Origin of the sequence: Haladaptatus sp. QDMS2 (genome assembly GCF_029338295.1) — an archaeon.
In the GTDB taxonomy this organism is placed as follows: domain Archaea; phylum Halobacteriota; class Halobacteria; order Halobacteriales; family Halococcaceae; genus QDMS2.
Window position 1 is genome coordinate 797,075 of record NZ_CP119791.1, and the last position, 21,181, is coordinate 818,255.

28 protein-coding genes and 1 tRNA gene are annotated in these 21,181 nt (G+C 63.1%); 23 read left to right on the forward strand and 6 right to left on the reverse strand.

Features of this window, described 5'->3' with window-relative positions; genetic code table 11:
• The first annotated feature begins 1 nt into the window (after position 1).
• From P1M51_RS04355 to rpsB, 12 genes are all read left to right on the forward strand, one after another.
• Positions 2-490, forward strand: a complete 489-nt coding sequence (locus tag P1M51_RS04355; RefSeq protein WP_276246967.1) for a 30S ribosomal protein S13 — start codon at positions 2-4, stop codon at positions 488-490.
• A gap of 3 nt (positions 491-493) precedes the next feature.
• Positions 494-1,024, forward strand: coding sequence for a 30S ribosomal protein S4 (locus tag P1M51_RS04360; protein WP_276246968.1), 531 nt, complete (start codon positions 494-496; stop codon positions 1,022-1,024).
• The gene (locus P1M51_RS04365) at positions 1,021-1,407 is read left to right on the forward strand and encodes a 30S ribosomal protein S11 (RefSeq protein ID WP_276246969.1); all 387 of its coding nucleotides are present in this window, start codon (positions 1,021-1,023) and stop codon (positions 1,405-1,407) included. Before P1M51_RS04360 ends, P1M51_RS04365 begins: the two co-directional genes overlap by 4 nt.
• A 2-nt stretch (positions 1,408-1,409) precedes the next feature.
• Positions 1,410-2,156: a DNA-directed RNA polymerase subunit D gene (locus P1M51_RS04370; RefSeq protein WP_276246970.1), complete on the forward strand. Its 747-nt coding sequence runs from the start codon at positions 1,410-1,412 to the stop codon at positions 2,154-2,156.
• Positions 2,157-2,277: 121 nt separating this feature from the next.
• A tRNA-Leu gene (locus tag P1M51_RS04375) sits at positions 2,278-2,362 on the forward strand.
• A 26-nt stretch (positions 2,363-2,388) separates the two neighbouring features.
• Entirely contained in the window at positions 2,389-2,739 is a 351-nt protein-coding gene (locus tag P1M51_RS04380) for a 50S ribosomal protein L18e (protein ID WP_276246971.1), read from the forward strand.
• Positions 2,736-3,173 (forward strand): 50S ribosomal protein L13, encoded by a 438-nt coding sequence (locus tag P1M51_RS04385; protein WP_276246972.1) that lies wholly within the window; start codon positions 2,736-2,738, stop codon positions 3,171-3,173. Before P1M51_RS04380 ends, P1M51_RS04385 begins: the two co-directional genes overlap by 4 nt.
• A complete protein-coding gene (locus tag P1M51_RS04390) occupies positions 3,167-3,562 on the forward strand; it encodes a 30S ribosomal protein S9 (RefSeq protein ID WP_276246973.1) in 396 nt (131 codons plus the stop codon). The genes P1M51_RS04385 and P1M51_RS04390 overlap by 7 nt, the downstream gene beginning before the upstream one ends.
• A 12-nt stretch (positions 3,563-3,574) precedes the next feature.
• Positions 3,575-3,769: a DNA-directed RNA polymerase subunit N gene (locus P1M51_RS04395; protein WP_276246974.1), complete on the forward strand. Its 195-nt coding sequence runs from the start codon at positions 3,575-3,577 to the stop codon at positions 3,767-3,769.
• On the forward strand, positions 3,769-3,951 hold the full coding sequence (locus tag P1M51_RS04400; RefSeq protein WP_276248465.1) for a DNA-directed RNA polymerase subunit K: 183 nt from the start codon (positions 3,769-3,771) through the stop codon (positions 3,949-3,951). Before P1M51_RS04395 ends, P1M51_RS04400 begins: the two co-directional genes overlap by 1 nt.
• On the forward strand, positions 3,948-5,144 hold the full coding sequence (eno, locus tag P1M51_RS04405; RefSeq protein ID WP_276246975.1) for a phosphopyruvate hydratase: 1,197 nt from the start codon (positions 3,948-3,950) through the stop codon (positions 5,142-5,144). Before P1M51_RS04400 ends, eno begins: the two co-directional genes overlap by 4 nt.
• Positions 5,141-5,917, forward strand: a complete 777-nt coding sequence (gene rpsB / locus P1M51_RS04410) for a 30S ribosomal protein S2 (RefSeq protein ID WP_276246976.1) — start codon at positions 5,141-5,143, stop codon at positions 5,915-5,917. Before eno ends, rpsB begins: the two co-directional genes overlap by 4 nt.
• 17 nt (positions 5,918-5,934) lie before the next feature.
• Here rpsB and P1M51_RS04415 read toward each other — a convergent pair whose 3' ends face one another.
• The gene (locus tag P1M51_RS04415; protein WP_276246977.1) at positions 5,935-6,498 is read right to left on the reverse strand and encodes an NUDIX hydrolase; all 564 of its coding nucleotides are present in this window, start codon (positions 6,496-6,498) and stop codon (positions 5,935-5,937) included.
• Between the two features lie 98 nt (positions 6,499-6,596).
• Here P1M51_RS04415 and mvk point away from each other — a divergent pair, with 98 nt between their 5' ends.
• The 5 genes from mvk (at position 6,597) to P1M51_RS04440 (ending at position 12,677) form a co-directional block, all read left to right on the forward strand.
• Positions 6,597-7,589: a mevalonate kinase gene (gene mvk, locus P1M51_RS04420; protein ID WP_276246978.1), complete on the forward strand. Its 993-nt coding sequence runs from the start codon at positions 6,597-6,599 to the stop codon at positions 7,587-7,589.
• Complete coding sequence (locus tag P1M51_RS04425; protein ID WP_276246979.1) at positions 7,586-8,332, forward strand: isopentenyl phosphate kinase; 747 nt, start codon at positions 7,586-7,588, stop codon at positions 8,330-8,332. Before mvk ends, P1M51_RS04425 begins: the two co-directional genes overlap by 4 nt.
• Positions 8,333-8,513: 181 nt before the next feature.
• Positions 8,514-9,860, forward strand: a complete 1,347-nt coding sequence (locus tag P1M51_RS04430) for a ribonuclease J (RefSeq protein WP_276246980.1) — start codon at positions 8,514-8,516, stop codon at positions 9,858-9,860.
• Entirely contained in the window at positions 9,861-10,901 is a 1,041-nt protein-coding gene (locus P1M51_RS04435) for a geranylfarnesyl diphosphate synthase (RefSeq protein ID WP_276246981.1), read from the forward strand. It abuts the gene before it with no gap.
• Positions 10,902-10,961: 60 nt separating this feature from the next.
• Entirely contained in the window at positions 10,962-12,677 is a 1,716-nt protein-coding gene (locus P1M51_RS04440) for a glutamate--tRNA ligase (protein WP_276246982.1), read from the forward strand.
• Here the strand turns inward: P1M51_RS04440 and P1M51_RS04445 are convergent, their stop codons facing one another.
• From P1M51_RS04445 to tmcA, 3 genes are read right to left on the reverse strand one after another with little or no spacing between them, the layout of a single operon-like run.
• Positions 12,678-12,842 (reverse strand): hypothetical protein, encoded by a 165-nt coding sequence (locus P1M51_RS04445; protein ID WP_276246983.1) that lies wholly within the window; start codon positions 12,840-12,842, stop codon positions 12,678-12,680.
• A 40-nt stretch (positions 12,843-12,882) separates the two neighbouring features.
• Positions 12,883-13,359: a DUF456 domain-containing protein gene (locus tag P1M51_RS04450; protein WP_276248466.1), complete on the reverse strand. Its 477-nt coding sequence runs from the start codon at positions 13,357-13,359 to the stop codon at positions 12,883-12,885.
• Entirely contained in the window at positions 13,359-15,599 is a 2,241-nt protein-coding gene (gene tmcA / locus P1M51_RS04455) for a tRNA(Met) cytidine acetyltransferase TmcA (RefSeq protein WP_276246984.1), read from the reverse strand. Before tmcA ends, P1M51_RS04450 begins: the two co-directional genes overlap by 1 nt.
• Positions 15,600-15,797: 198 nt before the next feature.
• Between tmcA and rpl7ae the strand changes: the two genes are divergently transcribed.
• The 6 genes from rpl7ae to P1M51_RS04485 all read left to right on the forward strand — a co-directional run bounded on the left by rpl7ae (position 15,798) and on the right by P1M51_RS04485 (position 19,080).
• On the forward strand, positions 15,798-16,160 hold the full coding sequence (rpl7ae, locus tag P1M51_RS04460; protein WP_276246985.1) for a 50S ribosomal protein L7Ae: 363 nt from the start codon (positions 15,798-15,800) through the stop codon (positions 16,158-16,160).
• Between the two features lie 11 nt (positions 16,161-16,171).
• The gene (locus P1M51_RS04465) at positions 16,172-16,396 is read left to right on the forward strand and encodes a 30S ribosomal protein S28e (RefSeq protein ID WP_276246986.1); all 225 of its coding nucleotides are present in this window, start codon (positions 16,172-16,174) and stop codon (positions 16,394-16,396) included.
• Complete coding sequence (locus tag P1M51_RS04470) at positions 16,396-16,725, forward strand: 50S ribosomal protein L24e (RefSeq protein WP_276246987.1); 330 nt, start codon at positions 16,396-16,398, stop codon at positions 16,723-16,725. The genes P1M51_RS04465 and P1M51_RS04470 overlap by 1 nt, the downstream gene beginning before the upstream one ends.
• Positions 16,722-17,186, forward strand: a complete 465-nt coding sequence (gene ndk, locus P1M51_RS04475; RefSeq protein ID WP_276246988.1) for a nucleoside-diphosphate kinase — start codon at positions 16,722-16,724, stop codon at positions 17,184-17,186. Before P1M51_RS04470 ends, ndk begins: the two co-directional genes overlap by 4 nt.
• 264 nt (positions 17,187-17,450) lie before the next feature.
• Complete coding sequence (locus tag P1M51_RS04480; protein ID WP_276246989.1) at positions 17,451-17,594, forward strand: hypothetical protein; 144 nt, start codon at positions 17,451-17,453, stop codon at positions 17,592-17,594.
• A 667-nt stretch (positions 17,595-18,261) separates the two neighbouring features.
• A complete protein-coding gene (locus P1M51_RS04485) occupies positions 18,262-19,080 on the forward strand; it encodes a bifunctional 2-polyprenyl-6-hydroxyphenol methylase/3-demethylubiquinol 3-O-methyltransferase UbiG (protein WP_276246990.1) in 819 nt (272 codons plus the stop codon).
• 13 nt (positions 19,081-19,093) lie between these two features.
• Here P1M51_RS04485 and P1M51_RS04490 read toward each other — a convergent pair whose 3' ends face one another.
• Positions 19,094-20,152, reverse strand: coding sequence for a methionine synthase (locus tag P1M51_RS04490; protein ID WP_276246991.1), 1,059 nt, complete (start codon positions 20,150-20,152; stop codon positions 19,094-19,096).
• Complete coding sequence (locus P1M51_RS04495; RefSeq protein WP_276246992.1) at positions 20,149-21,150, reverse strand: 5-methyltetrahydropteroyltriglutamate--homocysteine methyltransferase; 1,002 nt, start codon at positions 21,148-21,150, stop codon at positions 20,149-20,151. Before P1M51_RS04495 ends, P1M51_RS04490 begins: the two co-directional genes overlap by 4 nt.
• Positions 21,151-21,181: the final 31 nt, after the last annotated feature.

Below are 21,181 nucleotides of genomic sequence, written 5' to 3' on the forward strand. Positions count from 1 at the left end.
AATGAGTGCAGAAGAACCCAACGCGGACGAAGAACAAGACGACATTAGATACTTCGTTCGCATCGGACAGACAGACCTCGATGGGACCAAAAGCATCGAGCGCGCACTGAGCGAGATGAACGGCATTGGCCGACGGACGGCCCGCATCATCGCGAACAAAGCCGGCATCGACCGACGTGAAACGTTTGGCCGCCTCGAGGAAGACGAGATCGAATCGATCGTCACGCTCGTAGAGGACTACGCTGACGAGGTGCCAGTTTGGCTCACCAACCGTCAGTCTGACTTCTACACAGGGCAGACGAAACACATCACCGGCAACGACGTGAGTCTCACGCGAACCCGTGACATCAATCGCATGAAGATGATCAACTCCTACAAGGGCGCACGCCACAAGCGCGGCCAGAAGGTCCGCGGGCAGCGCACCAAGTCCACCGGGCGTTCGGAGGGGACCATCGGTGTCAACGTCGAAGCCATCAAACAGGAGGAATAACGTATGTCGCTTCCCGGACAGAATACGAAGTTCTACGAAACCCCGAATCACCCGTTCCAGGGCGAGCGAATCGCCGAAGAGCACGGTCTCCTCGGCCGCTACGGCCTGAAGAACAAAGAAGAACTCTGGAAGGCGCAGTCGGAACTGCGTAACTACCGCCGCGAAGCCCGTGAACTGCTCGGGCAGACGCAGGGTGACACGGAAGCCGCGACCGAACTCGGCTCGCCGTTCCTCACGCGTCTCAAGCGCATCGGCGTCCTCTCCGAGGACGACGGCCTCGACGACGTCCTGAGTCTCGACGTGAACGACGTGTTAGAGCGCCGTCTCCAGACGGTCGCCTATCGCAAGGGCCTCGGCCACACGCCGAAGCAGGCACGCCAGTTCATCGTCCACGGCCACGTCACCGTAAACGGCAGCCGCGTCACGTCGCCGTCCGCGAAAGTGTACGTCGACGACGAGGACTCGGTCGCGTTCGACGAGACCAGTCCGCTCGCAGACGACCTGCACCCTGAGCGCTCGGAGGACCAACAATGAGTTCTGAAGAAAAGAAATGGGGCATCGCCCACGTCTACGCATCGTTCAATAACACCATCATCACCGTCACCGACCAGACCGGCGCCGAAACCATCGCCAAGTCCTCTGGTGGGACGGTCGTCAAGCAGAACCGTGACGAGGCATCCCCGTACGCGGCCATGCAGATGGCAGAGACCGTCGCCGAGGAGATCAAGGCGGCCGGCATCACCGGCCTCGACGTCCGCGTTCGCGGTCCCGGCGGGAACCTCCAGAAGAACCCCGGACCCGGTGCGCAGGCGACCATCCGCGCTCTCGCTCGTGCCGGTCTCGAAATCGGTCGTATCGAAGACGTAACGCCAATTCCGCACGACGGTACTCGCGGTCCCAAGAACAGCGGGTTCTAACAATGGCTATCGACTACGAAGTGGAGTTCATCGACTACACGGATCGCAGGTCGCGATTCCTCGTCCGTGGGGTCACCCCGGCATTCGCCAACGGCATCCGCCGAGCGATGATTACGGACGTCCCCACGATGTCGATCGACACGGTTCGGTTCATCGAGAACTCGAGTGTCATGTTCGACGAGATGATCGCCCTGCGGCTGGGGCTCGTCCCTCTCACCTCGCCAATCGGCGAGTTCGAGCTGGGTGAATCGGTCACCCTGAGTCTCGACGTGCAGGGGCCGGCGACGGCGTACTCTGGTGACCTCGTCTCGGCTGACGACCTCGTCCAGCCGGCGGACCAGAACGTGCCCATCGTCGAACTCAAAGAGAACCAGCGTCTCGAATTCGAGGCCGACGCGGTCCTCGACACCGGCAAATCCCACGCGAAGTTCCAGGGTGGGGTGGCCGTTGGCTATCGTCACCTCCAGCGCGTGGAGGTCGTCGGCGACGCGGGTGAGTTCGAAGACGACGAACCGAACATCCTTCGTGGTGTCATCGAAGCGGACGGGGAACTGGTCGGCACAGAGGAGTTCGACCACGACCTCACGCAGCGGTACCCCGGCAAGGAAGTGCAGGTCACCGACGTTCCGAACGCGTTCGTGTTCGACGTCGAAACCGACGGGTCGTTCTCCGTCGCCGACCTCGTCCTCGCCGCCGCCGACAGTCTCGGCGACCGTGCTGCGGAACTCGAAGAAGCAGTCCAGCTGTAACACAGACAAATGATACCTTCAAACCACATTCAGACCCGGACGCCCGCCCACAAAACCACCGGCGGGACCGGGTGCGCAATCGAAACAGGTTTGAAGGGCAACCCAAAACACATGAACACGAGCAGGGGTAGCCAAGTCAGGCCAACGGCGCAGCGTTCAGGGCGCTGTCTCGTAGGAGTCCGCAGGTTCAAATCCTGCCCCCTGCACTCAGTTTTCCATCAGGAGCGATATTATGAGTAAGACGAATCCGAGGCTCGCCAGTCTCATCGCCGACCTGAAGTCGACCGCCCGTGATTCGGGCGCAGACGTCTGGAGCGATGTTGCTGACCGGCTCGAAAAGCCCCGGCGTAACCACGCGGAGGTTAACCTGGGTCGCATCGAGCGGTACGCGAAAGAAGACGAAACCGTCGTCGTGCCTGGAAAGGTGCTCGGCAGCGGGATTCTTCAAAAGTCGGTCACCGTCGCTGCAGTCGACTTCTCGTCGTCCGCAGAGACGAAGATCAAGCAAGTCGGTGAGCCAGTCAAGCTGGAACAGATTCTAGAACAGAACCCCAACGGGACGAACGTCCGGGTGATCCAATGAGCGCAACCGAATTCGACGTCGACATCGTCGTCGACGCTCGCGACTGCATCATGGGCCGTGTGGCCAGTCAGGTCGCACAGCGCGCGCTCGACGGCGAGCGTGTCGCCGTGGTGAACGCGGAAGAAGCCATCATCACCGGGAGCAAGGAAGACGTGTTCTCCGTCTACGAGAAGCGCGTCGAGGTCGGGTCCGACCAGGGTCCGTACTACCCAAAGCGACCGGACATGATCTTCAAGCGTGCCATCCGTGGGATGCTTCCGTACAAGAAGTCCCGCGGCCGCGAGGCACTCGAATCCGTCCGCGTCTACGTGGGCAACCCGTACGACGAAGACGGCGAGGTACTTGACGGTACGTCGCTGGATCGCCTGTCGAACATCCGCTTCGTCCAGCTGGGCGAAGTGAGCGAAAAACTGGGAGCCAACGTCACATGGTAACGAACACGAGTGGTAAGAAGAAGACGGCCATCGCCCGTGCAACGGTCAAAGAGGGCGAGGGTCGCGTGCGTATCAATTCCCAGCCAGTCGAACTGGTCGAACCGGAGCTCGCCCGCCTCAAGATGCTGGAACCGTTCCGAATCTCCGAAGGCCTGCGCGACACGGTCGACATCGAAGTGCACGTCCAGGGCGGCGGCGTCGTCGGCCAGGCCGACGCAGTCCGCACCGCTATCGCACGTGGACTGGTTGAGCACTCCGCGGACGCCGAACTCCGCGACGCGTTCATGGAGTTCGACCGTTCCCTGCTGGTGAACGACGTTCGCCAGTCTGAACCGAAGAAGTGGGGTGGGCCCGGCGCTCGCGCCCGCTACCAGAAGTCCTACCGTTGAGGTGACCACGCCATGATGATACCAGTCCGGTGTTTCACGTGCGGCAAGGTTGTCGGCGAACACTGGGAAGAATTCGAAGCACGCGCCTTAGAGGGCGATGAAGACCCCGAAGAAGTACTCGACGACCTCGGGCTGGACCGCTTCTGCTGTCGGCGCATGCTTGTGTCGCACCGCGACCTCGTCGACGTCGTAGCCCCATACCAGTGATATCCATGCAACGATACAGCCGGTACGAGAAAGCACGCATCCTCGGGGCACGCGCCCTGCAGGTGTCGTACGGCGCACCCGTCCTCATCGAGACGGACGAATCCCAGCCGATTCTCATCGCGGCCGAGGAGTTCGACGCAGGCGTCCTGCCGTTCACCGTCAATCGGGGTGGACCGCAGTGACCCTCATCTCCGAGGTTCGCCTTCGCGCGATTCTCGACTCGCGGGGGAACCCGACAGTCGAGGCTGACGTGCGTACAGAGAGCGGCGGATTCGGCCGTGCAGCAGCCCCGAGCGGGGCGAGCACGGGTGAATTCGAGGCCATCGAACTTCCTGTCGAGGAGGCCATCGCGGCCGCCCGTGAACACGCCGTCCCACGACTCGTGGGGAACGTGTACGCAGGCGACCAGCGCAGTGTCGACGCGGCCCTGCGCGCCGCAGACGGGACGGACAACTTCTCCGAGATTGGTGCGAACAGCGCCGTTGCCATCAGTATGGCTGCGGCGAAGGCGGCCGCCGACCTGCTCGGTGCGCCCCTCTATCAGCACCTCGGAGGCACGTTCCGCGGGAACACGTTCCCCGTCCCACTCGGCAACGTCATCGGCGGCGGCGAACACGCCACCGACGCGACGTACATCCAGGAGTTCCTTTCGGCCCCCGTCGGCGCACCGAGCGTCGAGGACGCGGTGTTCGCAAACGCAGCGGTTCACGACACGGTCAAAGAACTGCTCGCAGACCGCGACATTGCGGCAGCCAAAGGCGACGAAGGTGCCTGGGCGCCCGCGATCGACGACGCAGAGGCGTTCGACATCATGGCTGCGGCAACCGACGCGGTCGAAGACGACGTCGGCTTCGAGATTCGGTTCGGCCTCGACGTGGCCGCCTCCGAACTGTTCGAAGACGGCGCGTACCACTACGGCGACATCACGCGCACGCCCGACGAGCAAGTCGAGTACATCGCCTCGCTCGTCACCGACTACGACCTCGTGTACGTAGAGGACCCCCTCGACGAGAACGACTTCGACGGCTTCGCGGCGCTCACCGAGCGCGTCGGCGACCAGACGCTCATCTGTGGCGACGACCTGTTCGTCACCAACACCGAGCGACTCGCCGACGGCATCGACATGGGCGCGGCCAACAGCATCCTCATCAAGCCAAACCAGATTGGCACGCTGAGCGACGCTTTCGACGCCGTCGAACTCGCCGTCCACAACGGGTACGACCCGGTCATCTCCCACCGCAGCGGTGAGACAGAGGACACGACGATCGCACACCTCGCTGTCGCGACTGACGCACCGTTCATCAAGACCGGTGCCGTCGGCGGCGAGCGCACTGCAAAACTCAACGAACTCATCCGAATCGAGGCAAACGCATGAGCGACAACGAACAAGAAGAAGGCCTCGAGGCGGCCGAAGAGGAGATCGACCAGGAGCCGACCGGCGAGTCCGGTGCGGAACCCGCGGTCGACCCCGACACGGACGTCCGAGAGGCAGACGAAGAAGAGCCGGCCGCGGAGGCCGAAGAAGAGAGCCCCGTGCTCGACGAGGACGTGATGGACAACCAGGAGGAAGCAGACCTCCTCATCCCGGTCGAGGATTACCTCGCCGCTGGTGTCCACATCGGTACCCAGCAGAAGACCAAGTACATGGAGCGGTTCATCCACCGCGTCCGTGACGACGGTCTGTACGTGCTGGACATCTCGAAGACCGACCAGCGCATCCGCACCGCCGCGGACTTCCTCGCCGAGTACAACCCCGAACAGATTCTGGTGACCTCCAGTCGCCAGTACGGTCGGTTCCCCGCCGAGAAGTTCGCCGACGCGGTCGGCGCACGCGCTCGCACGGGCCGGTTTATCCCCGGAACGCTGACCAACCCGGACTACGCGGGCTACATCGAACCGGACGTCGTCGTGGTGACTGACCCAATCGGTGACAGCCAGGCCGTAAAAGAGGCTATCACCGTCGGGATTCCCGTTATCGCGATGTGCGACTCCAACAACTCGACCAGCAACGTCGACCTCGTCATCCCGACGAACAACAAAGGTCGCAAAGCGCTGTCGGTCGTCTACTGGCTGCTGGCCAACGAGACGCTCGACCGCCGCGGCGCAGAGCCGTCCTACGCCCTCGACGACTTCGAGAGCGACATTTAAGCGAACCTTTTTCGTTTCTAGTCCTCGTCCGCGAGCGACGGCGTTCGCTCGGGGAGTGGCAACTGGTGTAACTCCGGATGCTGGAGCCGTGTCGGCAGCACGTCCCACCACTTGACGGCGGCGACTTCGCCCGGTTCGGGCGTGGGTGTTCCCGAGAGATGCTGACCGTCGAAGACCACAGAGAGGTTGAACAGCGTCGGTCGAGTGGGGTCTGTGGCGTCGGTGACCGCGGTGACGTGGACCTGATTCAGTCCGGTGAGCAGGCATTCGACGCTCGTCTCCTCGCGGACCTCCCGGCGGGCGGTCTGCTCGTAGGTCTCGTCGGGATTGATGTAGCCGCCGGGGGCGGTCCAGGTGGTCTCGCCGTCGCGCTGGATGAGGAGCACCTCGCCGTCGCGGTTCGAGAGCCAGACGCCGGCCCCGCCGAGGTCGCCGGTTTCGTCGAAGTGGGCGGCGGCCTCGTCGTAGCGCTCGGTCGACCAGGTGGCCTCCTTCTCTACGATTTCGTAGGTGCCGTAGGCCGCGTCGAATCGTCGAATCGTCTCCTCGACGTGGCGACGCATTCGCGCGGTGATGGACATATCTCCACGAATGGTAGTCATCACTATTGAATTGTAAGGAAACTGGGCGAAGGGACAAATCCGCAACTACTGTTACGCCTCGCGCCTACGGGCACGTAATGACCATTTCAAGTGCTCCAGGCAAGGTCTATCTCTTTGGTGAGCACGCCGTCGTCTACGGGGAACCGGCAGTCCCCTGTGCCATCGAACGACGGGCGCGAGTCACCGTCGAGGCCCGCGACGACAACCGATTGCGCGTCGAGGCGGCCGACCTCACCCTCGATGGGTTCACCGTCGAATACAGCGGCGATGCCGACGGCGCGCCGGACGTGGACGTGCCAAGCGGCCTCGTTCGTGCGGCGATGGGCTACATCGACGGAGCCATCTCGACGGCCCGCGAGGCGGCCGACGACCCCGACGCCGGCTTCGACATCACCATCGAGAGCGACATTCCGCTCGGGGCCGGACTTGGATCCTCTGCGGCCGTCGTGGTCGCCGCCATCGACGCCGCCACCCGCGAACTGGGCGTCGAACTCACGAAAGACGAACTCGCAGATAGGGCGTATCAGGTCGAACTCGCCGTCCAGGACGGTCAGGCCTCGCGGGCGGACACCTTTTGCTCCGCGATGGGCGGGGCGGTTCGGGTCGAGGGCGACGACTGTCGCACCATCGAGACGCCCGCGAATCTCCCGTTCGTCATCGGCTACGACGGTGGGGCGGGCGACACCGGTGCGCTCGTCGCGGGCGTTCGCAAACTCCGCGAGGAGTACGATTTCGCGGCGAACACCGTCGCGGCCATCGGCGACATCGTCCGCCACGGTGAGCAGGCGCTCGCGGACGGTGACCTCGAGGAACTCGGCCGACTCATGAACTTCAACCACGGCCTGCTCGAAGCCCTCGGCGTCTCCTCGCGCTCGCTCGATACGATGGTGTGGGCGGCCCGCGACGCCGACGCACTCGGGGCGAAACTCACGGGCGCGGGCGGCGGTGGCTGTATCGTCGCGCTCGACGAGACGGACGCGACGACGACGGCACTGCGCTTTACGATGGGCTGTGAAGACGCCTTCCGGGCGGAACTGGACACCGAAGGCGTTCGGGTGGAGGAACGATGACGACGATACTCAAACTCGGCGGGAGCGTCATCACCGAAAAAGACGGCGTCGAGAAGATAGACGCCGCAAACCTGGCGCGGGCCGTCCACGTCATCGCGGAGGCGGACGTAGAAGACCTCGTGATTGTCCACGGCGGGGGAAGCTTCGGCCATCACCACGCGAACAAACACGACGTTTCGACGACGGCTGGGAGTCACGACCCCGACGCCGTCCTCGACATCCACGAGGCGATGAAGCGGCTGAACGAAGTCGTCGTCAATCGGCTGAACGAGGAGGGCGTTCCCGCCGTGCCCGTCCATCCGCTCTCTGCGGCGGCCCGCGACGAGGAGGGGGCGCTTACCCTCGCGACGACGGCGGTCGAAACGCTGCTCGGTGAGGGGTTCGTCCCCGTGTTGCACGGCGACGTCATCGCGCACGCTGGCGAGGGCGTGACGGTCGTGAGCGGCGACGAACTCGTCACGTCGCTCGCGCGGTCCCTGGCGGCAGACCGGGTGGGTCTCTGCTCTGGGGTTCCGGGCGTCCTCGACGAGTCCGACACCGTCATCGACGAAATCGACAGCTTCGAGGCCGTCGCGCCTGCGCTTGGCGGGAGCGACGCAACGGACGTTTCCGGCGGAATGGCCGGGAAGGTTCGCGAACTGCTCGCGTTAGGCTCGCCCGCTGACATCTTCGGGCTGGATGGACTCGCTGCGTTTTTGGCCGGTGAGTCTCCCGGCACGCGAATCGACGGTCGGACGGACTGACGGCCCAAACGAGTGGTGATTTTGACAGCCATTCCACGTTCTTTTTAACAACCGAGTTCGTACCGTTCCGTAACCGAGACAGCAAGCCGTCCACCTCGTGCGGTTGTGGGCGTTCGGCGGGGACCCGCCGGTCGCCCACGCGAAACCGTCTGGTTGGAGGGCTCCGCTCGGCGCGATAACTATGGAAATTGAAATTGCCACGATAGGCGGATACGAAGAAGTCGGTCGGCAGATGACTGCCGTCCGCGCAGGTGACGACGTTGTAATCTTCGACATGGGGCTCAACCTCTCGCAAGTCCTCATCCACGACAACGTCGAGACCGAACGAATGCACAGCTTAGACCTCATAGACATGGGTGCCATTCCGGACGACCGTGTCATGAGCGACTTAGAGGGTGACGTCAAAGCAATCGTCCCAACTCACGGTCACCTCGACCACATCGGCGCGATTAGCAAGCTCGCACACCGCTACAACGCACCGATCGTCGCGACGCCGTTCACCATCGAACTCGTCAAGCAGCAGATCGAAGGCGAGGAGAAGTTCGGCGTCCAGAACGATCTCATCAAGATGAGCGCGGGTGAGACGATGTCCATCTCCGACGAGGTGGAACTCGAATTCGTCAACGTCACACACTCCATCATCGACGCCATCAACCCCGTCCTCCACACCCCGGAGGGTGCGGTCATCTACGGCCTCGACAAGCGGATGGACCACACGCCGGTCCTCGGCGACCCAATCGACATGAAGCGCTTCCGCGAGATTGCGAACTCCGACAACGGCGTCCTCGCGTACATCGAAGACTGTACGAACGCCGGCCGCAAGGGGCGCACCCCGAGCGAGTCCGTCGCGCGCAAGCACCTCAAGGACGTCATCTACAGCATGGAGGACTACGACGGCGGCATCGTCGCCACCACGTTCTCCTCGCACGTCGCCCGTGTGAAGTCCCTCGTCGAGTTCGCCGAAGACATCGGCCGCCAGCCAGTCCTCCTCGGACGCTCGATGGAGAAGTACTCGGGCACCGCAGAGCGCCTGAACTTCGTCGACTTCCCCGACGACCTCGGCATGTACGGCCACCGCAAGTCGGTCGACCGCACGTTCAAGCGCATCATGAAGGAAGGCAAAGAGAACTTCCTCCCAATCGTGACGGGCCACCAGGGCGAGCCACGCGCTATGCTCACCCGCATGGGCCGCGGCGAGACGCCGTACGAACTGGACGAGGGCGACAAGGTCGTCTTCTCCGCGCGCGTCATCCCCGAGCCAACCAACGAGGGCCAGCGCTACCAGTCCGAGAAACTCCTGCGGATGCAGGGTGCACGCATCTACGACGACGTCCACGTTTCCGGGCACATGTCCCAGGAAGGACTCTACCAGATGCTCCGCACGCTCCAGCCACAGCACGTCATCCCAGCCCACCAGGACATGCGAGGCTTCGCGCCGTACGTGGACCTCGCAGAGAGTGAGGGCTACACGATGGGCCGTGACCTCCACGTCACGCGCAACGGGAACATCATCCAGCTGGTCGACTAGATGCCTATGCGGAACATGGCTGTAACCGATGCAATCGCGGCCCGCCGTGACCTCGTCAACGAGGCCATCGGCGCGGACCTGCCGATTACGAAGCCAGAGCGCCTCTATAAGGCCTCACGCCACCTGCTCGACGCCGGTGGCAAGCGCCTCCGCCCAGCGATGCTGTTGCTGGTCGGCGAGGCGCTGCTCGACGTCGACCCAGAAACGGTCGATTATCGGGCGTTTCCGACGCTCGATGGCAACACCATCGACCTGATGGCGGCCGCCGTGAGCATCGAGGTCATCCAGTCGTTCACGCTGATTCACGACGACATCATGGACGACGACGACCTGCGCCGCGGTGCGCCGTCGGTCCATCAGGCCTACGACCTCGAAACCGCGATTCTCGCAGGTGACACGCTCTACTCGAAAGCGTTCGAGTTCATGCTCGAAACCGGGGCCTCCGCAGACCGGTCGGTCCGGGCGCTCTCGATGCTCGCGACGACGTGTACGAAGATTTGCGAGGGCCAGGCCCTCGACGTCGCCTTCGAGACGCGCACGGACGTCCTGCCCGAGGAGTACTTAGAGATGGCAGAACAGAAGACAGCGGTGCTGTACGCGGCGGCGACGGCCATCCCGGCCATCCTGCTCGGCGCAGACGACGAGACGGTCGACGCCCTCTACGGCTACGGCCTAGACGTCGGTCGCGCATTCCAGATTCAGGACGACCTGCTCGACCTGACGGTGCCGAGTGAGAAACTCGGCAAGCAGCGCGGCAGCGACCTCGTCGAGAACAAACAGACCATCATCACCCTCCACGCCCGCCAGCAGGGCGTGGACGTCGATTCGCTCGTCTCGGCGGACACCGTAGACGGCGTCTCAGAGGACGAAATCGACGCGGCCGTCGAGCAACTCACCGAGGCGGGCTCTATCGAGTACGCCCGGGAGACGGCCGAGACGCTCGTCGCAGACGGGAAAGCACGCCTCGACGTGCTGCCGGACAGCGAGGTCCGCGACCTCCTCTACGACATCGCGGACTACCTCATCGACCGCGGCTACTGACCGGCGGGATACCACCCGTTTTCAACGTAGTTTTGAACAGGGACAGTCAATGCTTCTGCAATGGACCAGGAACTCCGAGAGCGAATCGAGAAGGAGGCCGAGAAGCACGCGCTCATCAACGCGGTCAAACACGAGAGCGACGCTGACGTCGGCGCGATTATGGGCCCGCTGATGGGTGAAAACCCGGAGTTTCGTCCCCACGGCGGTGACATTCCGGGCATCATCGGCCCCATCGTCGCGAAGGTGAACGCCGCGTCCACCGAGGAGAAACGCGAGCGGCTGGGCGAACTCGACCCCGAGTGGCTGGCGGACCTCGACGCAGAAGACGAGGCAGACGACCGAGTCCTTCCAGACCTGCCGAATGCGGAGGATTACGACGAGATTCGGATGCGCGTCGCGCCGAACCCGAACGGCCCGTGGCACCTCGGCCACGCCCGGATGCCCGCGGTCATCGGGACGTACAAAGACCTCTACGACGGCTGGTTCGTCTGCCGGTTCGACGACACGGACCCCGAGACCAAGCGCCCGGACATGGACGCCTACGACGCGATTTTGGAGGATATCGAGTATCTCGGTTTCAAGCCTGACGACGTGATGCGTGCCTCAGACCGGGTGCCCATCTACTACGACCACGCCCGCGAACTCATCGAGATGGGCGGGGCCTACACGTGCTCGTGTTCCGGCGAGACGTTCTCGGAGTTGAAGAACTCGGGCAAGCCGTGTCCCCACCGCGAGAAGGACGCCGAAACCACGATGGCGGAGTTCGAGAAGATGGTCGCAGGCGAGTACAGCGCCGGCGACATGGTGCTCCGCGTGAAGACGGACATCGAGCACAAGAACCCGGCGTTGCGCGACTTCGTGGCGTTCCGCATGGTCGATACGCCCCACCCGCGCGAGGAAGCGGCGGACTATCGGTGCTGGCCGATGCTTGACTTCCAGTCGGGTATCGACGACCAGCTCACGGGCGTCACCCACATCATTCGCGGCATCGACTTACAGGACTCGGCGAAGCGCCAGCAGTTCGTCTACGACTACTTCGGCTGGGAGTACCCCGAAGTCATCCACTGGGGCCACGTCCAGATCGACGCCTACGACGTGAAGGTGTCCACCTCGACCATCAAGAAACTCATCGACGACGGCGAACTCGACGGCTGGGACGACCCGCGAGCGCCGACGCTGAAGAGCGTCCGCCGCCGGGGTATCCGCGGAGAGGCTATCACCGAGGCGATGATTCAACTCGGAACCTCCACGAGCAACGTGGACCTCGCGATGAGTTCGATTTACGCGAACAACCGCGCTATCGTGGACGACGAGGCGGCGCGCTACTTCTTCGTCCGTGACGGACAGGAGCTTCCCGTCGTCGGCGCACCAGAGGCAGGTCACCCGCCGGTTCACCCCGACCACGAGGACCGTGGGAAACGCGACATTCCCGTCTCCGGTGGGGTGCTCCTCGAAGCTGACGACGTGCCACCGAACGGTGAGCGCATCTGGCTCAAGGGTCTCGGCCTGTTCCAGCACACCCGCGACGCCCTCGAATATCTCGGCAACGACCTCTCCGCCGTCCGCGAGGAGGGCGTGGACGTGGTTCACTGGGTCGGTGCAGACGAGAACGTCCCCGTCACCATGCGAACGATGGAGGGCGACGTGACTGGCCACGCAGAACCCGACTTCGCAGAAACGGCTGTAGACGACGTAATTCAGTTCGAGCGCATTGGCTTCGTGCGCGTGGACGACCACGCTGGAGACGAGTCGGTCGTCTACTATACCCACCCCTAGTCAGTGCCAGTGATTCTCCGCGCCCGGTAAGGGTTCCGCGACGACGCCGTCTCGCTGGACCAGCACCCGGGCGTGTGCGGTACAGACGTCTTTTCTGTCGGCCCAGGGGATGTGCAGGCGGACCGTCGCTCGCTCGTCACACCCCTTCTCGTCGCAGCGTCGCATGGCGGGCATTGGGCGGCCACGGTAACAATCCTTCCGTGAGTCAGGTAACGAGAACGAACGAGACGAGCATCGCGGCCGTGAGCACGAACTGGAGGGCCGCCGAGGCGAGAATACCGACAGTCGTGTAAGCCGCAGCCTTGAGACTCTGGTCTACGTCCTCGTGTTTTCGGTACTCGAAGGCGAAGACGGTGCCCGCCACGCCGACGAAGATGCCAAGCGGGCCGAGCACGAACAGGAGCGCGAACCCAACCAGCGCGGCGAGTGCAGACACCTGCCAGGACGCGCCGGACACCTTCGCTGCGACGGCCCCGCCGAGATAGTCGAACGCCATCGCGGTGAGACCGACGAGGGTCAGTCCCACGAGGGCGAACAGGCCGGGTTCGGTGTAGCCCGTGTGCCACCAGTAGAGGTAGATACCCGCGAGCGAGGTTGGTGCACCGGGCAGGAGTGGGACGACGCTCCCGACGACGCCGAGGACGAGCAGGCAGATAGCGAGTAGGTACACGGTGTCGAGCATCATTCGAACCGCCTCCGTTCTGTCGCGACCACGGGCGAGCCGTAGGTTTCCACCAGCGGCCGGAGCGTGGCGCTCAGTTCGCGCATCGCGTGGGCCGGGGAGTGGAAGCCGAACTCCTCGGTGACGGTGCGCCAGTGGGTCGCCTGCAACACTTTTCTGACGAGCAGTCGTTCCTGACGGTCGGTGAGTAGCGTCTCGTCGTCGTGGTCCGTGAGGTGTTTCATCGCCAGTTTTCGCACGCTCGTCGGAGCGATTTCAGCGATGCCGGGGCCGAAGGCCGCCCCTGTGATGAGTCGCCACTCTCGCGCTGAGAGGGTCAGTTCCACGTCGGCATCAGTCGCTCGGAGCGCGGCGCGAACCACGTCGGGGTCGAGTCCGGAGAGTGCGTCTGAGAGCATGTCTCGCGTGCGTGCGACGAACCACCGGACGTGGCGGTCGTGGAGTGCTGTACCCGCGCCAGAGAGCGGGAGCATCATTACAGCAGAATGTTCGCCGCTCGCGTCGTTGCGCCCCGTCGAGAGGTAGACGGTGTGGTAGCCGTTTTGCCGCCAGAAGGAGAGGAGTTCCGGGGTTGCGCCGTAGCCGACACCGAGCCAGTCGAGCTGCTCGTCGAACTCCGCTCTGATGTCCGCGAGCAACCGAGAGCCGAGTCCACGAGAGCGAACCGCGGGGTGGGTGGCGATACGCATCACCCGCAGACCCGCGGTGGTGCCTGCAGACTCGTCTCTGACTTGACTCGTGAGCACGTCGGGGAGCATGTTGCCCCGGACGCGCCCGCCTTCGTACATCTCGGCGCGCAGGGAGGCCGGAAGGTTGCCCTCCCGGGCGAGGAGGGCGACGCAGACGACGTGGCCATCGTGGGTCAGTGTCCGAAGTTCGAGGTTCGGCGCGTCGAGCAGTCGGGCCAGGTCGTCGGGTTCGGTTCGGTAGTGGGCGTAGACGAGGAGGCCGAACACCTCGCGGAGCAAATGCTCGTCCTCGCGCAGGGTTTCGGGAGTTGGGGATTCGTAGGTGGCCAATTCGGGCGAAGCAGTTTCGACCAGCGGGTCCACTGCGGGCCGGGCGTCGAGCAGGAGCGTGCGGAAGGCCCAAATCTCGACCGGGTCGCCGGCGGCGTAGCGGATTGGTGCGTCGAGACGGACGTCGGTCACGTCGTGGTCGGATGCGTCCAGTCGGTCGCGAAAGCGGACGGAGAAGCCTCTCCCTGTACCCTCGTAGCCGTGGACGGTCGTCGTGAACGCGACCCGGGAGGCGGCGAGGAAGCGTTCGAGAACGCGAACCGGGAGTGCGGCGGCCTCGTCTACGATGACCACGTTCTGGTCGTCCGGAAGTTCCGCCGCCGTGGTTGGCTTTTCGAAGCGGATTCGCCTGCCCGTCGTCGTCGTGAGCAGAGAGGGGTTGTCCGGGTGATTCACCGTTTCGAGTGCGCCGAGTGAGTCGAGGAGTTCCCGCGCCCGGGCGAACACCTCCGCGGCGTTCTGGTAGACGGGAGCGGTGACGAGCACGTCGTCTCCCGCGTGTGCGAGCGACCCGGCGGCGAGGCCCGCGGCACTGGATTTGCCCCGGCCCCGGTCTGCTTCGACGACGATGGCCGTCTCGGGGTCGGCGAGGCGCTCGAATGCTTCGACGGTCTCTGCCTGGTCTGTGGTGAGACAGCGCGTGTACGCCTCGGCCGGGAATCGGTGGGTCTTCGGTGGCGTCGGCGTCTCCGGTGGCCGGGCCGGCAGTGGGTCGGTCAGTCCGTCTTTTTCGACCCGTCCGGCGTCCACGTCGTAGATTGCGACGCCGGGGTGGGTTCGAAGGAGGTCGACCGTTCGCGTGCGGAAGTTACCCGTTACGTCTTCGAGTGAGAACGGAGGAACCGCGAGGCCCTCGTCGAACTCGTCTCGCTCGTGGGGCCACTGGTCGAGTGGGGGTGTGAGGATGAGAACGAGTCCGCCGCCCTCGACGGCTCCGACTGACCTGCCGAGGACGTTCGGACGGAAGGCGTCGTGGGCATCGATGACGACGGTGGTGCGGGTCGTTCCGAGGAGTGCGCTGGCTCGTTTGGGGGAGATGCGCTCGCAGTCGAGGTCGGTGTGGTGACTGAGGAACGTCGTGTCAGCGAGAGAGATATCGGCTGCAGAGAGGGCGGAACGTGCGGCTGTGACGGTCGCGTCGCGGTCGCCCGCGAGGACGAGCAGCCGGCGTTCGTTCGCCCGTGTGGCTTCGGCGCGAAGGGAGCGCGCGAGGTCTTCCATACTCGGTGTCAGACGTTCTACGAAAAAGGGCGTTTCTGTGCGTGTCTCGCCGTCGCATGGCGTACTCGCTTTGAAAGCGCTTTTATGGAGGGACTCTCTACTCGGTTGTACAGCCTGTGCGGGGTTGATGATGCTCCTAGCCATCTAGGACCCTTACGGCAGGGGAGCGCGAGCCCACGCACAGGAGGTGAACATATCATGCCAGTGTACGTCGATTTCGATGTACCCGCCGACCTTCAAGAGTCTGCCCTTGAGGCGCTCGAAGTCGCGCGGGACACGGGAGCTGTAAAGAAAGGAACAAACGAAACCACGAAAGCCGTCGAGCGCGGCAACGCGCAACTCGTCTTCATCGCAGAAGACGTCCAGCCTGAGGAGATCGTCATGCATCTCCCAGAGCTCGCAGACGAAAAGGGCATTCCGTACCTCTTCGTCGAGACCCAAGACGACGTCGGACACGCCGCCGGTCTCGAGGTTGGCAGCGCGGCTGCCGCCATCACCGACGCCGGTGAGGCATCCGACCAAGTCGAGGACATCGCCGGCAAACTCGAGGACCTCCGCTGAGGTGACTGTTGATGAGTGCTGAAGAGAACACTGACGGAGCCACTCCCGCCGAAGTCATCGAGGTCGTCGGCAAGACCGGGATGCACGGCGAGGCGATGCAGGTCAAGTGCCGCATCCAGCAGGGCTCCAACACGGGTCGCATCATCACGCGAAACGTGCTTGGACCAGTCCGAGAGGGCGACATCCTGCAGCTGCGCGAAACGGCTCGTGAGGCAGACTCCATTGGAGGCCAATAATGGTTCGCACACGAGACTGTGACTACTGTGGCGACGACATTGAGCCCGGGACGGGCACGATGTTCGTCTTCACTGACGGACGTACCGTAAACTACTGCTCGTCGAAGTGCGAGAAGAATGCCGAACTCGGCCGCGAGTCCCGCAACCTGCGCTGGACCGAAGAAGGCCGCCGCGTCGGTGGCACGAACAAACGCGCAGCCGAGAAGGCAGACGCCGAAGCCGCAGCTGCCGCCGAGGCAGCAGCAGAAGAGGAAGAAGCGGAGAACGCAGACGCTGCGCCTGACCTCGAATCTGCCGAGGCCGAGGACGACGAGGAGACCGAAGAATGAGCGACCACGAGCGCACCTTCGTGATGGTCAAGCCGGACGGCGTCCAGCGTGGCCTCATCGGCGACATCGTCTCCCGCTTCGAGGACCGCGGCCTGAAGATGGTCGGCGGCAAGTTCATGCAAATCGACCAGGAGCTCGCCCACGAACACTACGGCGAGCACGAGGGCAAGCCCTTCTTCGAGGGCCTCGTCGACTTCATCACCTCCGGACCGGTCTTCGCGATGGTCTGGGAAGGACAGGACGCGACGCGTCAGGTCCGCGGCATGATGGGCGAGACGGACCCCGCAGACTCCGCCCCGGGCACCATCCGCGGTGACTTCGGCCTCGACCTCGGCCGCAACGTCATCCACGGCTCGGACCACGAGGACGAGGGCGCGAACGAACGCGAAATCGCGCTCTTCTTCGACGAGGACGAACTCGTCGACTACGAGCGCATCAACGAAGGCTGGCTGTACGAGTAAGCCAGTTCGATTTCACTTCACTTTCTACACCACGCGTAAGCGACGGCTGTATCGCGTGCAAACAGGACTGACCGAATCGTTCAATTTCGGTAGGAAATTCCTATCTTCGAGAATTACCGGACCCACAGGTTCTCACCGACGGCCTCCACCGCTCGCGATACGCCGAATGGATTTCCTACGGCAGTCTCATCGCAGACCTCGGCAGCCGTCACGTCGAGATGGACTCCATCGCGGACCGTCTGCATCGATTCGGGAAAGCGCGTCGTGTACGACCGCGAGAGCGACCTCTACGGCGTCCTCGACGGCGAGACGCTCTATTTCTATGCGACCGGGAAGGAGGAGCACGCTCCAACCAAGCTGGACTCGCCACCGGGCAACGCTCGACCCGAACTCTCCGACGAGCAGTGATGACGGACCGACCTTGGACTTTCTTTCACCCCTTCTTCGCGGAGATTATGTATTCTTGAGGGAGTGCCATGATACTCTCCGAGTATTCTCAGAATCACCACATAAATATTACAAATTAAATTTGTAAATAATAACTCTGTCCTAACATCGTTCACTGATTCTGTTTTCTCAGACTATCGTGGGGGATTTATCATTTTTATTGAGAATTTTCGGAATGGGTACATTTATGCTCTCAGCGGGTAATTTATTGCTTGTGTCCTGTTGGGGGCGCAAGGCGGGAATCGACCCGCTGAGCCGAACGTGACTGGAGTCGCGAAACGGTGACACGAGGTTGAATTGTACACTGGTCCGGGGGGACCAAAAACCAACTTGGGGGATGGCTCGGGGGAGCCAACAAGTGGGAGAATGTTCGACCGGTTCGGGGGGACTGGCGACGAACAAACGCGTTTCGGGGGAAATGCAAACTGGTCCAGGGGGACCAACAAATTGGGGGCTCGCACACCGTTCGGGGGGACGCGTGTGCACAACGGAAATCGGGTGGTTTCGGGGGGAGCCACAAGGGGTGGACGAGTTGCAAAAGAGGCACCGTCCGGGCAAGGAACTATTCTGTGTCGGTCATGGTAACGTAAACATAATTGCTATCCTCGTTCCTGAACTGGTCCATCTCATGGACGAATTTCAGGAAGCGAACCGTCAAAATTGGGAGGAACGCGCTGCGTTGCATCCCGGGACGGATTTTTACGACGTCGATGGATTCCTCGCCGGAGCGTCGACGCTCAAACCACTCGAACGCGAGGAGCTCGGTGACGTCGCGGGGAAATCACTGCTTCACCTCCAGTGTCACTTTGGACTCGACACGCTCTCCTGGGCGCGCGAGGGGGCCACGGTCACCGGCGTGGACTTTTCGGAAACCGCTATCGAGAAAGCGAGAGAACTCAGAGACGAGACGGGACTCGATGCGAGATTCATCGCCGCGAATATCTACGACCTCCCAGCGCATCTCGACGACCAGTTTGACATCGTGTTCACCTCCTACGGGGTGCTGTACTGGCTTCCAGACATCGAGGGGTGGGCCGCCGTCGTCGCGCATTTCCTCGCCCCCGGCGGGACGTTCTACATCGCCGAAATTCATCCCTACACCGGCTCGCTGGCGTCGCTCGACGCAGCGGGTAACGCGACCTTCGAGTTTCCGTACTTCCACGAGGAAGACCCACTGCGCTTCGACGAGGACGGCTCCTACGCAGACCCGGACGCCGAGTTCGACCACGCGACGACCTACGAGTGGTTCCACAGCATGAGCGACATCTTGACGGCGCTGCTCGACGCGGGTCTGGACATCGAATTCGTCCACGAACACCCCTTCGCCACGTTCCAGATGTTTCCGACGATGGAACAGGCCGACGATGGCTGGTGGTACGTGCCGGGTCTCGAAACGAACCTGCCGTTTACCTTCTCGCTCAAAGCGACGAAACCGGCGCAAAAATAGCTCTTCGGTCGGCTCAGTCGGCCTTGACCGGTGCCCAGTCGAGTTCGAGTTCGCCTGCGTCGAGTTCGGCCTCGATTTCGCGGGCTGCCTGCACCATGTTGGCCATTTTGCCGTAGGCAACCTCGCGTGGAAGCAGCTTCAGCCCGCAGTCGGGGCTGACGACGAGTTGTTCTGGGGGCACGACTTCGAGGCCCTTCAGAATGTTCTCCTTTATCTGTTCGACGCTCTCGACCTTCGCGACGTGGGCGTCCGTGACGCCGAGTGCGAGGTCCTTCGTGAACTCGTGGGCCTTGAACACGTCCAGTTGGTCGTAGTCGCCGTTTGCGAGTTCGAGGTCGAACTCGTCGACTGGGTACTCGAGAATCTCCGGGTAGATGCGCGAGTAGTCGCCGTAACAGACGTGCAGGCCGATGCGCACGTTTTCGGGGATGTCCTTGACGATGCGCGAGAGACACTCGCCGACGATGGCGTGGTCGTCCGGCGTCGTCGCGAGGGCGGGTTCGTCTATCTGGATGTACTTCGCGCCCGCTTCGACCAGCTTCTGAATCTCCTCGTTTACGAGGTCAGCGAGGTCGTAGGAGAGGGCTTCTTCGTCGTCGTAGGCCTCGTTGAACGACCAGTTGGCGAGCGTGTACGGGCCGGTAATCGGCACCTTGACCGGGCGCTCTGCGACGCTCGCGGTGTACTTGTACTCGTCTACGAGCCACGTCTCGTCGTACTCGACTTTGGAGACGACGCTCGGCTTGTCGAAGTAGTTGTGTCCCCACACCTTGACGGGGCCGTTGAACTCGTAGCCGTCGATGCGGTGGGCGAAGTACTCGACCATCTCGGTGCGGCGCATCTCGCCGTCTACGACCACGTCGATGCCGGCGCGTTCGTGTTCGCGGGTGATGAGACGGGAAGCGTCGTTAGTCGCCTCCTCCCAGTCGTCGTCGTCGAAGTCCGCGTTCTCGTCGTTGTAGAGCGCGCGGACGCGGTCCAGCCACTTTGGCTTCGGATAGCTGCCGACGACCGTCGTCAGGATGAAGTGCTCGTTCGGGTGGTCCGGGCGGCGGAACTGGTCGCGAGTCATGCGGTGGTCACCTCTTTGCGCAGCGCAGCGGCGTCACCGAGCGCGGCGAGTTTCTCCTGATATTTGTTCACCGGCAGGTAGAACAGTTCTGTGTTGGGGGTCATGTATACGGTGTCAAACGACGCGACGGGGGTGTTGTCGAGCACCCAGTCTACGCGTTCGTTGATTTTCTCAGGCGTTTCGACGAGCGTGTTCTGCCCGTTGGTGACGCCGAGCGAGATGGATTTCTTGGTGCCGTACTCGTTGATGTTGTAGAGGTTCTCCTCGTGGTTCGAGACGAAGTCGTAGCCGACGGCGTCGATGTCCGCGTCGAGCAGGTGGGCGTGGACCTTCTCCGTGAGTGAGCCGTAGTGGGTGTGAACTACGACATCGGTGTCCGTCGCCGCGGCCACCGCGTCGATGACCTCGCTCGCGTGCTCGTCTGCGCCGTCTTCGGGCGGGTTCGTGACGAGCGACGGTTCGAGCAGGTAGAGCGTCTCCGTCGCGGGAAACGCTTCGATTTCCCCGGCAAGGAACTCCCCGATGGCGTCGAGGAACGCTGCATCGTCTTCGTAATACTGATTCGAGGCGAGGTCGGCGAGAGAGTATGGGCCGGGAAGTACCGCCTGCAAGGCGTCGGTCTGGGAGGCGGTCTTCTCCAGTTCTGCGGCCACGTCGCCGCTGAAAGTGAGGTCACCCGTGACGACCGGGTCACGGTAGAAGTTGTTGTTGTCGTAGTACCGAACGATGCCCTTCGTCTCTACGTTCTCGTGGACGGCGAGGGGGTGGGCGAGCATGTCGTCCCACCGAAGTTGGCCCTCGACGATACGGTTGAGACCGGCGTTCTGCTGGTCCTCGATGACGGCGGTACGTGCACGGTCGGTGACACTCTCTATTTCGGGGCCTTCGTTCCCGGAGACCAGGTCCTCTTTCTGGTGGCCTTTCAGGTCCGAAAGCTCATCCTTTGCCCAGTCGGGCAGCGGGAACAATCCCGGCGTTGTCGCGACGAACTCTGTCATTCACCTGTGCAAACGATATGCTGCTGTTTAA